The organism is Paenibacillus sp. NPDC057967 (assembly GCF_042887015.1).
Classification (GTDB): Bacteria; Bacillota; Bacilli; order Paenibacillales; family Paenibacillaceae; genus Pristimantibacillus.
Genome location: NZ_JBHVQB010000011.1, coordinates 99627 through 114020, shown reverse-complemented (window position 1 = coordinate 114020; position 14394 = coordinate 99627). Strand labels below are relative to the sequence as shown.

Below are 14394 nucleotides of genomic sequence, written 5' to 3'. Positions count from 1 at the left end.
TTTTTGTTTATTTCTTCAAATGGTAAGGCACGGTCGTAATGATAATGTCCTTGCGGTAGAGCAGATGCGTCCGGATCATAAAGCTGCTTTGGTTATGAAGAAGATTATGCCAGCCCTTCTTTGGAATGAACTGAGGAATGACTACCGTTACCTGGTAATTGGACTCATCCGCTTTGCGTTTCACCATGTCGATGAATTTACTGAGCGGCTGGATGATGCTCCGGTATGGGGAGTGCAGCGTGACCAGGCGAACCTCCGGTTTCCACTGACTCCATTTCTTCTCGAACTTTGTTTCTTCTTCCCGGTCGAACGGGATGTAGACGGCGATGATTTGCTCGGCGCCGAGAGACTGCGCATAATTTAACGACTGCTCCACGACATGGGTGATGCCGGATACCGGCACGATGATGACGTTGCCTTTGATCGGAACCGCCGGCTCACATGTGGCAAGACGCAGTTGATCGCCGACCGCTTCGTAATGCTTTTTGATGCGGTGGAACAAATAAACGATGAGCGGCAAAAACACAAGTACCGGCCATACCTGCGCCAATTTGGTGATGAAGAACATCATCGAAACCGTGAAGCTGATAAGAGCTCCCGCCGTGTTGATGGTCAGCTTTGTGATCCAGCCTGCCGGCTTCTCGCGTATCCACTTCACCATCATGCCCGATTGGGACAAAGTGAAGGGGATGAATACCCCAACAGCATAGAGCGGGATCAGATGCTCCGTCTTTCCTTGAAAAGCGATGATGAGCAGAATCGACAGCAATCCTAGAATTAAAATGCCGTTCGAATAGCCGAGCCGGTCGCCGCGAACGGTGAACATTCTTGGAATGAACTTATCTTTCGCCAGGTTGACGGCAAGCAGCGGGAATGCCGAGTATCCCGTATTGGCGGCAAGTATCAGAATGAGAGCAGTAGTCCCCTGGACGAAGAAGTACATAAAATGGCGTCCGAACGTTGTTTCGGCGATTTGCGAAACGACGGTGGCTTCATCAAGCGGCTTGATGCCGTACATGTACGCGAGCACCACGATCCCCGAAAACAACAGAGCGAGCAATATTCCCATAGCAGACAATGTTTTGGCGGCATTGTTAGGGGCAGGGCTCTTGAAGTTCGGAATTGCATTGGAAATCGCCTCGACCCCGGTAAGTGCTGAGCTTCCGGAAGCGAATGCCTTAAGCAGTAAGAATAAGGTGATCCCTGCTATAGGCGTGCCGATTGGCGTATGCAGCTCCGGAGCGACACCGCCGACTATGATGCGGTATAAGCCGGCTCCGATCAAGATCAATAGGGACAAAACAAACAAGTATACCGGATAAGCCAGAATAGACGCTGATTCTGTCACGCCTCTCAAATTCAGCAGAGTAAGCAGTAGTACGAATACGACGGCAATCGGAACCTTATATTCATGCAGCGAAGGGAAGGCGGACGTAATGGCATCGGTACCAGCCGATACGCTGACGGCTACCGTCAGAATATAATCAACAAGGAGTGATCCGCCTGCCACCAGACCGGGGTATACGCCGAGATTATTTTTAGAAACGACATAAGCCCCGCCACCATGCGGATAAGCGAATATGATTTGACGATACGACAAAATCAGGGCAGTCAGCAAGATTAACACGCCGATCCCGATGGGGATCGAATACCAGAATGCTGCGGCGCTAACCGTAATGAGAACCAATAAAATTTGCTCAGGTCCGTATGCGACGGATGAGAGAGCGTCCGAGGATAAAATCGCGAGCGCTTTTTTCTTGTTCAATTTTTGCTCGCCCAGTTCATTTGTCTTCAAAGGCTTGCCGATTAAAAAACGTTTAAAAGCTGCCATGTCGTCATCCACTCCATTTTATGAGGATTGCAGCTCAATTCCGAGTCAACGATAAACCTTAATCTCTTCATCGAATGGCAAAAAAACCGCAGGGAAGTAGGGACCTTCCCGCGGTTTCTAAAAAACGCGATGAGTTCCTCTTTCGAGACGCTTACGAGGTTAGCTGACGGATTCAGGTCTGAAAGTAACCTTACGCTGATTGAGACAATCAAGCGATTCACCCCTGGAATGGCAAGCCACTCCGATGGTTCCCCCGTTTCTGCATGCAGAATTAAGCGATCAAGGATTCATGTATTTGTGAGCTTACATTGATAAATCTTACTCCTCGATAAGCAGGCTGTAAACAAACAGGGGAGGAAGCTTGGCGTGAAATTGGGTAACATTCGTCTGAAAAAGCGCTTATTTCCACTTCGCTCTTGGCGGCGCGCATTTTATCTTCTTCAAGCTCGCGAAATCAAAAAATGATTAGATGCGGGGTCTCCGCTATCTCCCCTTTTTATAGGACTGCCATTGGCAGCCCAAGTTCGTCATGCACGGAATTTGCGGTCTCGTGATCCTCGAAAAAAACAATTCCCAAATGTTACTATTTATTGCTATAATTTATAAGAGTACAGCAAAAGGGTTTTTTCACAAGTTTTTACATTTAAATGTCGGTAGCCCTTGCGTCTCAGTAGTAAATTCCGAAAGGAGAATGCAAATGGCAAAAACATTTCATTTCCAACTGGTGGAGGGCTATAAGGGCCAAGAACTCACCACTTGGGTGGGCACGGAAAAGGTGGTAACGAAGGCGCATACCGTACATACCCTTCGCACTGCAGCTTCGGGCAACCGGGCGCTTTCGCTGCTCTCAGAAACGAGCCGCAGTCTGTTCACGCACTATGCTGAAATTCCAGAAGAGTTGTTTCCGCCCGATCATTTGACCCGTATTCGGGTCACATCGCCCGATCCCAACCCCGACATTTATCTGCCTGCGCTACATCACGTATCGATCCATATTCCCGAGAGGCATCGCAGAAAGTACTATGAGCGCAAAATGGCGCGGAACGGCATTTATCACCATCCTAAGCTGAGCGCACTGGGCCTAACCAAATTGGCCAATAGTTTAAGCAATAGAGAGCTCATTCAAGCCTGCGTCGATGCCGAGCTGCTGCAGTCGCCGATTGATACTGCGATCTCGATTCTGTTCTCCAATCCGGAGCTTGCTTCCAACCGGCCGCATACGGCCTCCATTGTGACCAACGATCATATTTACCCTTCCGAAATCGTTAATCCGCAGCAATATAACCGGGTTCGAAATCTGGCAATCATCCTCAGCAAACAAGGCGAAGCCAGCTCGACGGGCGGATGGGCGACTATTACCGATTCCGTTGATAAGGACGGCAATCCGCTTTATTTTGAGTTCGATTTGGCTGATCGCAAAGTAGGCGACCGCGTTTTAGAGTACAAATGGTCGGAAATGACAACAGATGCGGCCACAGCGCCGAACGGCGGAGCGATGCAGACGGCGAGCAACGATACCGCGCTGCAAAACCAGACGTGGAGCGTAAACCAGGGCAAGACGGCGAGCGAGCATCAGGACAACAGCGGCTCCAGCAGTGTCACCGTTCGCAGAACCTACGCTACCGGAGTGAAGGGCGTGGAGCCTGCCGCCCCTCAGTTCAAGTGGACGGTAAAGGAGCTGACGCCGAATCACGGGCTGGACGTAAATGCAGGCTCGCTGAAGTTCCATGCGGATGGCACGTTTTCTATCGATGTGAAAAATACGTATTTGCGGTCGGTAGGCGCGTTTGCGCAGTTTTTTAACGAGAAAGGCGAGCAAATCAAAAATCCGGAGGGTTGGGAAGAGAAGCTGCCGGAATTTATGAGAAGCTGGTTCGAGACGGATTACAAAAAATTTATTACGCCGGTCTCGGCGGTCAACTCGGTGATGGGCATACCGATGCCCACCGATCCCAAAACGTTGTCGTTCAAATTTCCAAGCGATGCGACGAGCCTTAAGCTGCAATTCGGCGGTCTGGGCACGTCTCAGTGGGATAAGGATATAGCTCTGGTCGGGTCCCTGATGACGGGCATTATGCAGTACGGCATCCCGACCATCTTCCTCGTAGCGGGAGCGGCGATTACAAGCTCCAAATGGTTTAACGAATTTGTCGATGATTGGGATAACATTATCGCCGTATTGGGCGTTGCTTTCCCAATCGTCGGCGGAGGGGTGGCGACGGCATCTGCGCTTGGTCATACGAAGTGGGCACTGTCCACCGTAGCCAATGCAGTTGCGGGCATGCTGGTGAAGAAGGGACTGGAGAAGCTCGCACTGAAAATAACGGGCGAAATTACAGCGGCTGCGCTTGCCACTAACATTCCGTTTGTCGGCTGGGCGCTTCGGGCTGCGAACATGGCGATTAATGTTGCGAGCATGGCTGTTACGACGGGCGAAATTATGTCCTCCCCATCGACGCTGTCGGCCACCGTGGCCCGTTCCATGGATCTGGAGTTTACGTTGAAGCCAGACCCGGAGCACGGCGAAGCAGGACATCCGGAGACGGCCGTCTGGCCAGCTGTGTCCCATCACTATCAAGTGACCGTCCAGTACCAGGGCGGAACGAACTTCGTGCTGAAGGGCAAAATGCCCGAGACGACGTCCAGCACGCCGCTTAAGCTGACGTTCGCAGATATACCGGTCGGAGGCAAGCTGCAAATTATGGCGGGCATCTACTCCGAGAGCGGCTGGCTGTGCGGCAAATACCAGGGCGAATGGCTGCCCGCTTTCCCGGACGACGGCTCAACCTCGTTGCGGCTTTCCGGCAGCATTACGGAAATTCTCGTCCCGCTCACGCAGGATACGCAGTACAAATATAAGGAAAAAATCGTCTACGACGCTCCGAGTCAAAAGCATATCTGGCATGCGGGTGATTTGCCGACGGCGACGGTAGCGAGTCTCGATTGCAGCAGCGGAGGCAACCGGTTGTGCAAGCCGGTCTGCATGACGCTGAACGGGCAGGCGTACCAGGTCGGCTATGTATGGAGCGCCAGCAGCCAAAATTATTTGGCGCAAAACTTGTCCGTGCTGGCCGATCCGCAGTCACGCTTCAAGCTGTCCGAGACGGCGTTTGCCGTCCAGCCGGCTATCGCTTACGACCAGTTCGGTGTCGAGCCGAAGGAAGGACAGGATCGCGAGGTCAGCCTGAACAACTTTATTGTCGATACGCGCAATAACCAGTTTCATTTGCGCCGTGTCGATCTGATGGACGGCAAGCCGGGCTTCGGCTTGAACGGTCCGAATCTGAAAAGCTGGGGCAAATTCAATTTGTCCAATCTCGACGGGGTTGTTGTACATCCGGAAGGTGCGGTAATCGCCGTCAGCTGGCGGGACAGCAAGATGGAAATATTGCAAATTCCCGAAGCGCCGTCGGACGACAACAAGGCGGAGGATGCGCAGATGGTATCGGGGCTCGGCGTGAGGCAAGGGCTGCTGAACGGACCGCGGGCGCTGGCGGTGACGCCGGACGGGCGCGTGCTCATTCTCGAAACCGTCAACCAGCGCATTCAGTCGTTCGATACAAAAGGCAACCCGGTGGCCAGCTTCCTGGGCGAGAAGCTGTTCACGCTGCCGGCTTCCGACTATGCCGCCGATTTGGATAAAGGCCAATTTTCCGCGGCGCTGCAGCAGCAGTTCCAAACGAACGGCTTGACGCATATTTTCGATTTGGCCGGATCGCTGGCCTCCGACTTGAACTCGGGCGTGTTGACCGATTATCTGATTGATGCTTTCGCCGATGAAGGAGTCTACCTCGCGTACGACAAAGAGCACATGAATGATCATAAGATCAGCGCTTTCGTGACGATTGTCGTGCAAGGCCAGCAGTGGAAAATTACCGACCCGACGCGCAGCGCCGTCTTCGACATCAAGAAAGCGGGCAATGTGCTAGGCGTCAACCATGCGCTGACAAACGTTGCGGTCGACGTACGTGCCGAGGGCAGTACTTGGGTCGTGGAAGACCGGACCGGCGCCAAGTCTTACTATATAGCCCAGGATGCGGCGAACGGCCGGCAGTTGAATGTGAACCGCTATTTGCCGCACATGAAGCTCTACAATCCGGATGGGCGGACGGATATTACGTACCTCGATGTCGCCGTAGAGGCGAAAGGGTACATCTACGTGCTCTCGTATGTTTCCGGCGGCAGCGTGACGAGCAATTACAGCATGGATATTTATAATCCCGACGGCTCGTTCCTCGTGCGGACGCCGAACTCCCGCTTGCAGCCGACCCATCCGCAATATATAAGCGCAGCCAAGTTTGTCATCGATGTTTGGCGCAGCGTCTATACGCTCAACTACGAGGCGATCATCGGGCCGAACAACCGCACGGAGCCGAGCATCAGCCACTGGATGCCAACGCCGCCGTTGTTCGATCTTCCGCTGGAGAAGCAGCCGAACTACGACAATCATAACGTGACTGCTGTACGGGCGGATTTTGCGGCGAATGGGGTTACGCTAAGCGCCTCCACGCGGATCGAGACGGTGAGCGAAAGCGGGTTCTGGCACGTCATCGACGGGTCCATAACGTACGATGTCATCCGCAGCGGCAGCAGCCTGCAAGTATACAGCATTCCGGCATCGTAGGAGCCGGTTCCAAATTACCGTATGAAGCGTCTCTGTCCGCTGCTTCATCATGGTATAGCGCTTTAAGACGGGCAAGGGGCTTTTTCATAAATATATAATTCCACTTATAAGGAGGAGAACATGTGGTCGATTTGTTCAAAGAAACGTCCAGGCGATTGGGCTTGACCGAAGCGGACATCTATCAAGGCACGCTGACCACCGGGGGCCAGCCGGGTCCGACGTATTTGTCCACCAAGGCGCAGGTTCAGTCGGCAGTGAAGGCCAAGATGGTGTCGATTAATACGATCAAGGAATTGAAGGAGCTTGTCAGCGGCTCCGCAGGAGCGGCCGCTCCCCGAAATATTCCGGAGCCATGGCCGCAAAGCAAGCAAGAAGCCGATGTCAAGCATCTGAACGAATCGGAGGAGCGCCAAGTATATGCCGCTCTGCGCACCATGCTTGCCGGGCACCAGGAGACGGTGTCAAGCTACACGGGCATCGTGGAACGGAGGTATTTTCCGATTCAGGCCGGCGTGTTTGCCGTGGAAGATATCGTCGTCAAACCGGGCCATCCGCTTGTGATCGAGCCTGAGGAAGGACACGATCCGCTCTTCCTCACTGTCAATTCAATTACGCTGGAGCCCGGCGGGCAAATTTTTTGCCATACTCCCGTCATTATTATTGCAAACAAATTCATCAAGCAGTAAGCCAATCGCTTCAAGCCGGAACTATTTAAAAATCGAGGAGGCGCTAAGCTATGAGCATTGTTAATCAATTTCGCAATACGTTTATGTCACGTTACGGTCTGACGGAAGACATTATCCATGAGGAAACGATCGATGTGGCTGGCCCCGATCCGGTATATTTTTCCGCTGATCCCAATGTGTCGTCCGTCGTGGAGCCGGTTTTTGTTACGATCAATTCGCTTGATGAGTTCAAGGAATTCGGAGGCAATCCGGATCATTTGTACGAAAACGGCACGCTTGAGGAAAGAAACGAGGTGCCGCCGCCGTGGCCGGAAGCCAGAACCTCACTGTCGTACGAGGAGCTGACTGCTCAGGAGCAAAGCGCGATTTGCGAGGCTTACACGGCGTACATTGAGGGCAATTCGAAGAAAGTGCAGTCGTACAAGGAAGTCATCCAGAAGCATTTTTTTCCGACGGAATTGGCTATTTTGGCAGCGAACGACTTGATCGTGCGGAGCGGTCAGACGGCGAACCTGCAAGGAGGCTCCAGCCAGCCGGTGACGTTCAGCTACAATACGATAACGATAGAGCCAGGCGGGCGTATTAACACTACCGGAAAAGTCAAAATATTGTCCAATGTCTTTACTCAGCAGCCGGGCAGCGGCTCAAACCCGACGATTACGAACGAAGGCGTAGACGGTACGTCAGGCCCAGCAGCAGGAAACGGCGGAAACGGCACCACCGGGAGTAAAGGCTCTTCTGGTTCCAGCGGGAAAAACTCGTGCGACAGACAGCCTGGGAAGGGCGGCACAGGCGAGTCAGGAAAGCCCGGTGGCAATGGCGGCAACGGTTCTGCCGGCAGCGCATCCGGAGACATAACGATGACTTACGACCAAATTAGCGGCATCGTAAAGGTCAGCAATATTGGAGGCAACGGCGGCAATGGCGGCGTCGGCGGCAACGGGGGGACCGGCGGAGCCGGCGGTGCCGGTGGAGACGCCACGGGGCATTGCTCGGCAGGAGCAAAAGGCAATGGCGGTACAGGCGGAAACGGTGGAAGCGGAGGCAATGGCGGCAATGGCGGCAACGGAGGAACGGTTAATATTATTTACTCGTCGGCCGCTCCGGGCACGTCGTTTCAGTTCTCGCCCAATCCGAACAAGGGCAAAGCCGGACAAGGCGGCCGAGGCGGAAACGGTGGATCCGGCGGGCAGGGGAGTCCTACCGGCAGCGGAGGCAACGCGGGCAGGGTCGGCTCCAATGGCATCACCGGCACGCCGGGTAGAATTTACGTCAATAACGTGCCAATCTAATAAAAAATGGTTTTCTGGCTAACGGCCATATCCAAGCCCGGTTCTTGCAGCCAGACTTTACAAGTAGCGCATGATGGATCCGGGCATCACTTATACGAGAGGAACGATCATATGAGCGATATTGTCATTCAAGGCGCAAACGGGGTATTGGGAGCGGCAGGTATGGACGGGCAAGATGCTGCGCAAAGCGGAGCGAACGGGCAAAACGGATCGTACAACAAGCATGATAATCCTCACTGCACCTCCGCAACGAACGGACAGCCGGGCCATAATGCGCCGACGACCGGTGAGAGCGGCGGCCATGGCGGCGCGGGAGAAAATGCTTTTGATTTCGTGCTGCGCTGCGGGGAGATCGTGACGCAGTCGATTATTACGATTCTTAGTCAAGGGGGCAATGGCGGCAGCGGCGGCAGCGGCGGCCATGGCGGCAATGGCAGCACCGGCGGCAATGCCGGGCAGCAGGCCTCCAAATGCGAGAATTCACTTCCCGTTGCGCTGGGCGGTGTCGGCGGCAGCGGCAGTAATGCCGGACACGGCGGCAATGGAGGCAATGCTGGACATGGCGGCGATATTACGGTCCGGTATGTGACGGCTTCCATGATACAGCCCGTATCCGGCAATTCAACCGGCGGTGTAGGCGGAGCAGGCGGCCCGGGGGGCAGTGGTGGTGTAGGCGGCCCAGGAGGCGTGAACGGCTCGAAGCCGGGCGTGCCGCCATCCACCGCGAGCGACGGGGCGAACGGGGTGTCCGGAACGGCGGGCACTCCCGGCACGGTAGGCACAAGCGGGAATGTTTCCATCCAACAAGTCGAGCATTTGTAGCGCGTGCGGGGAGGATAACAAATGTCTTCAGATATGAGGTTTATTGGCAAGTGGGCGCTGCGCAGCGCGAGTGTAAGCTCGTACATCAGCTTGGATGGGAGCGGTAAGCTTGTAGCCGTCAACGCTTCGACGCCGGGCGGAAACCAGCGGTTCAACGGCTATGGGAATACGAGCAGCGGATTTTGGCTGCAAGGCAATAACGGGAAATATGTCGCTTACAAGGGTAGCGGATATACCGCAGCGGAGCCGAGAACCGGCTCCCCTGCTTTGTTTATGCTGGAGACATCGGGAGCTTCCGTCCGGCTTGTGGAGCAAGCGTCCGGTACGAGGTACTACGTGAACGTCAGCGGCAGTACGGTGAGCAGAGTGCCGGTCAACAATCCGCCGGCGAGTACGCTGCTGAATCAAGAGATTATTTCGCGGGGGCTAGCGGACATTCAAGCTTCCAAGATGGCGATTAACAATGATCTCACTTGGGCTTATATGGCTTCTGCCGACCTGAACAGGGTTTCTTTTATCGACTCCAATTTGTCGGATGCCGATTTGTCGGCCTGCAACGTATACGGAGCTGTATTTCCGAATGCCACTACAAATTTAACGCGCGTGAACTTTTCAGGCGCTACGATGTCTTACGCCGTCATGAATCAGGTAACGATGCCGGGCGCTAATTTGACCAATTCGACAATGCTGAATACGAAGCTGTCCGACGCCAACTTGGAAGGCAGCAATTTCACAGGTGCGAACATGACGAAAGCGCTGCTCTTGAATGCTCGCGTCCAGAACGGCAATTTGACCGACGCCAATTTGAGCGAAGCCCTTATAAGAAACGCCCGCTTCGACAATGCGAATTTAACGCGAGCCGATCTCAGGAAAGCCAGCGTCGACGATATTCATCTGCCGGGCGCGACGCTCGTCTCGGCCAAGCTGGACGAGTTGGATTTGCGGACGGCGCAAATCGACGCCAAGACGAATTTCGCTGGCGCGAGCATGCAGAAGGTGCGGCTGATCGGCTGTTCATTGTCCAAGGTGACATTCACCCGCGCCGACCTGACCGAAGCGCTGCTTGACAACTCCGACCTGACCGGGGCGGATTTCAGCTATGCCAACTTGACTAAAGCAAAGCTTACGGGCGGCGTGAAGCTGTATAGCGCCAGCCTGTCCAACTCGACGTTGACATCGGCGGATTTCACCGGCGCGCAGCTTGGCGCGAAGGAAGCCTCGTTCACGATGAACAAGTCGCTCGCTCCCGACTTGAACAGCGGGGCGATCACCTCCGGCGTGCGGACCGCGTTTCAGAACGGGGGGCATACGCTGTCGGGCAGCGCCACGCTGGAGGCGCGCATCCCGAATGAGAACTGGGTCATTATTGATGTCAATACGATTTATACGATCACGAACAACGGCTCGGAGCTGATCGTATGGGTGTACTCCGACGTGCACGATGCAGCCGTGCTGGCCGGCGCTTATATGCCTAACGCTGTGTTCACGAACGCGAACTTGTACGCGGTAGATATGTCGGGCGTGAACTGGTACGGCGCTTCCGCCAAGGCCAATAACGCCGATCTGGAGGATGTCAATTTATCGAACGCCAATTTGGGCAGCATGGATTTCACCCAGGCTCGCATGTACGGCTGCACGTTAAGCCAAGCGATATTGATCGAAACGATTTTTAACGGCGCTTATTTGCGCCCTTCGGTCAGCAAAAAGCCCGCGTCGCTCACCTTCGCCAATATGCAAGGCGCATCGTTCATCCAAGCGCATTTGCAAGGGGCCGTGCTGACGAATGCGGCCGTGTCGCTCGATCAAGGACCGTTTTTCACAGTGCCAATGTCTTATGCGTCCGGTCTGAACAATGGGACGATCTCGTCCGATTTGCGGACGCAATTTCAGACCCACAACTATCCGCTTGCCTCGAATGCTACGGTTACTGTAAACATTCCAAACAGCAGTTGGACGATCTTGAACGGCTCCGACCCGGTATATCCTGTTTATAATATCGCGGAAGTGAACCAGAAACTGAACGTATCCGGCCGGCCGTTCGGTGTTCATCTGTTCGATATGGTCCAATCAGTCAGCACCGATTTGGACCGGAAAAATGTATCCCAGGCCATAAAGGACGCGTTCAGCAACAATGGCTATCCGCTGCTGCCGTCGGCCAATATCGATCAAGTGATCGTCCCGGGCAGCTTCTGGCATATGAAAAATATCGAATCAGATACGTCGAAGCTGCAAAACGGCTATTCCGAGTTCTACGTGCTGAACAGCACGGACGACAATATGCTGCACGTCTACGCCCGGGTGCTGATGATCATTCGCACCGGAGCGAATCATGAGCTGGAAAATGTGCGGATCGCCCTGCCTACGACGCAACTGACGCAAAATGACATGGACCGGTCGACGACATGTCCGAATGGGATGCGGCTGTCCCGTTATTTGGACCAGCGGCCACCGGAGCGCATTACGTGGGAACAGATGATGACGCCGGCCGCCCCGCCGAAGCCGCCTGTTTGTGTACCGAGCCCGGATCACTGGTGCCCGTAAAGAGAGGAGTTGTTGCGATTATGAACCAATCCGATAACGATCTTGCGAGCAATCCGAAGCCGATCGATTACGCGCGCGCGCTGGCCGGCAGCCATGCCGAGCTGTCCACGCCCGATCCGTCGATCGGCAACTCGGTGCTTGCCTATATTAATAGCCAGGAAAATGTGCTCAACGCATTTGCCACCACCATTTCCGAGCAGGGCGAGGCAACAGAGACGAGCGGCTGGGCACGCAAGAAGGAAGTCGGCAAGCTCGGAACGGAGCTTGTCTATCAATACAATTGGTCGGAACAGACGGCGAGCAGCGCCGTTGCAATCCTTCAGGGTACGCTGGCGCTTGTCAAGCAGGACGCTTCCTTGCAAAACAAGCTGTGGACGGTACAAGAAGGCGTACCGGGTCCTATACAAGCGTCCGTTCCGCCGGTTGAGCCCTTTACGTGGACGGCGGAACGGTTCGGGCCGCAATTCGGCCTGACGGTTCAGTCGGTCAGCGCCGACCCGGCTACCGGAGCGTTTCAATTCGTGCTAAGCAATGAGTTTCCGGCCTTTTACAGCATCTACGCGGAATTTGCCGATGCAGACGGCCAGGCGATTATGCCAGCCGCTTGGACATCCCGGCTGCCGGAAGGCAGCTCTGCCTTCGAGACGGCGACGCTGAAATTTCTCGGCTTCGCGCCGCCAACTCTCGCCATCGCGGGCATTCCGATGGCGGCAAAGCAGGTGACGCTCGAAGGCAGCGCCCCGCAAGGAACGGAGACGATTCGCCTTACCTGCGGCACGCTTGGCGCACTTGGCTGGAACACGAGCGTGAACGCGCTGCCGCTGATCGCGACCGGCTTGCTCGGCTATGCGGTGCCTTGGCTCATGAAAGGGCAGGCGGCAGACCCGGATCTGTCTTGGTATAATTCGCTAATTGCCAATAAAGGGGTTTTGGATGAAGTTGTAAGCGCCGCCGGGGTAATGGCGAACTCGATGTCTACGGAGGAAGCGCTGCTGCAGTTGCAGCAGCAGATAGGAATGCTGTTATTCGGCGGCTCTTTGCCGCGACTGCTGGCGGAATTGAAAAAGCAATTCAGCCATTCCGCTCTGATTGATGGCGCCCAAGGGTTGAACTGGCCGCTTTCCGGGTTGCTTGCAACATTGCCGGGGGCGGTTAGCGGCATTGTCCAGACGCTGTCCGTTCCCGCCTCATTCGTGCAATCGTTCAGCATGCAGCTCATTGTCGATGCGGTCGTCGAGATGCGGCCCGATCCTGCTCATGGCGCGTACCCGCTGAAAGCGGCGTCGTACCGCATGACCTGGGAAGCGGACGGGGAAAGCAAGCATGCCGAAGGGACAATGAACGGCATATGGACCAGCAGTCCCGTGCAGGCGTCGTTCCCGGCTGTCCTCAGCGTCGGGTACGCCGTGGTGCAGGCGTTCGTCTATGACGCGGACGGTGCGATGCTGGCCCAAGGCACGTTAACGTGCCAAGCGGCTCAGCAGCCGGTTGTCGTCCTTAAAGAAGTGGCGGCGGCAGTTGGCTCGTCCACGATATACAAGCCGATTATGGCGCTGTCCTTTGACGACGTTAACGGCTACGGCTGGAAGCCTGCTTCTTCGTTCGGCTCGGCTACACATACCGCACTCGATTGCAGCAATACCGGTACATATTTGTGCAGGTTGACCGGTTTGTCCTACAATGCGGCAATGCGCACGCTGGTCTACGGCTGGAGAGCCTCGGGGCCGGGGGCGCTTCCGTGCGGCGGCGGGTCTGGTGGGCAGCAGCTGTACCGGCTGCAAGCCGTGTCTGTGTCGTCCTGTGTGCAGCAGTCACTCAAGCCCGCGTCATGCGGCTTATATACGGTGGCGATGATCGCTTGCGGCAACGGAGCTGCGGACAACTTGTTTTACGACAACCGCACGGCTCCGTATGGGCTTAGGTCCATCGAAGTGGGCGATACGACGCCATTTCGCTTTCCTTCGGGTCTAAGCCTCGGAACGCTTGGGCTAAGCTACGTGGACGATTTGGCCGTCCATCCGGCCGGATTCGCCGCTGCCGTCGGCGCTGCGGCTGATGGCCTGCAAATCGTGCGCCTTAGCACGGAAGCTATGAGCGATGCGGATGCGCCGGTTCCGGTGTCGGCCGGCGGCAGGGGGACCCGCGAAGGGCTGCTGTTCATGCCTGTTGCGGTCGCAATTACGCCAGGTGGCCAGTTTATCGTGCTGGAGGCGGGCAACCGCCGGCTGCAGGCATTCGACGTGTTCGGCAACCCGTACCCGTATTTCGGAAAGTCAGGTTTACTGCCGCTAAAGCCGAATACCAATGTCCATTATTTGGATATTGATATCGACAGTTCAGGACGAATGTACCTTTTATATTATCAAGGAGACGGCACGCAGCCGAGCCAATATGGGTTGGACATTTACGGCGCAGACGGCGCACTCCTCACTTCCACCGCAGGCGTCAATGCGGATAAGTTGTGCGTCGACCCGTGGGGCAACGTCTATACGCTCGGTTATGAGCTGATGGAAGGGCCGGAAGGCGATTATGTGGCCTCCGTCTGCGTATGGGCTCCATTTGCAACAGTAGATAAATGCAGAAAGGCAGGTCGCTGAC

Annotated in this window: 7 protein-coding genes and 1 riboswitch; of the genes, 6 read left to right on the top strand and 1 reads right to left on the bottom strand. The window is 55.3% G+C overall.

Going from position 1 to position 14394, the window contains the following annotated elements:
- Positions 1-7: 7 nt before the first annotated feature.
- Positions 8-1831, bottom strand: coding sequence for an APC family permease (locus tag ACFVSO_RS25120; RefSeq protein WP_387479181.1), 1824 nt, complete (start codon positions 1829-1831; stop codon positions 8-10).
- 132 nt (positions 1832-1963) lie between these two features.
- Positions 1964-2119, bottom strand: a riboswitch (cyclic di-AMP (ydaO/yuaA leader).
- 409 nt (positions 2120-2528) lie between these two features.
- Here ACFVSO_RS25120 and ACFVSO_RS25115 point away from each other — a divergent pair.
- The 6 genes from ACFVSO_RS25115 (at position 2529) to ACFVSO_RS25090 (ending at position 14393) form a co-directional block, all read left to right on the top strand.
- Entirely contained in the window at positions 2529-6455 is a 3927-nt protein-coding gene (locus tag ACFVSO_RS25115; protein ID WP_387479179.1) for a hypothetical protein, read from the top strand.
- Between the two features lie 122 nt (positions 6456-6577).
- The gene (locus tag ACFVSO_RS25110; RefSeq protein ID WP_387479176.1) at positions 6578-7141 is read left to right on the top strand and encodes a hypothetical protein; all 564 of its coding nucleotides are present in this window, start codon (positions 6578-6580) and stop codon (positions 7139-7141) included.
- A gap of 50 nt (positions 7142-7191) precedes the next feature.
- Positions 7192-8433 carry a hypothetical protein gene (locus ACFVSO_RS25105; protein ID WP_387479173.1) on the top strand — a complete coding sequence of 414 codons (1242 nt, stop codon included), beginning with the start codon at positions 7192-7194 and terminating at the stop codon, positions 8431-8433.
- Positions 8434-8544: 111 nt separating this feature from the next.
- Entirely contained in the window at positions 8545-9255 is a 711-nt protein-coding gene (locus ACFVSO_RS25100) for a hypothetical protein (RefSeq protein WP_387479171.1), read from the top strand.
- A gap of 21 nt (positions 9256-9276) precedes the next feature.
- Complete coding sequence (locus tag ACFVSO_RS25095) at positions 9277-11796, top strand: pentapeptide repeat-containing protein (RefSeq protein WP_387479168.1); 2520 nt, start codon at positions 9277-9279, stop codon at positions 11794-11796.
- 20 nt (positions 11797-11816) lie between these two features.
- On the top strand, positions 11817-14393 hold the full coding sequence (locus ACFVSO_RS25090) for an NHL repeat-containing protein (RefSeq protein WP_387479165.1): 2577 nt from the start codon (positions 11817-11819) through the stop codon (positions 14391-14393).
- Position 14394: the final 1 nt, after the last annotated feature.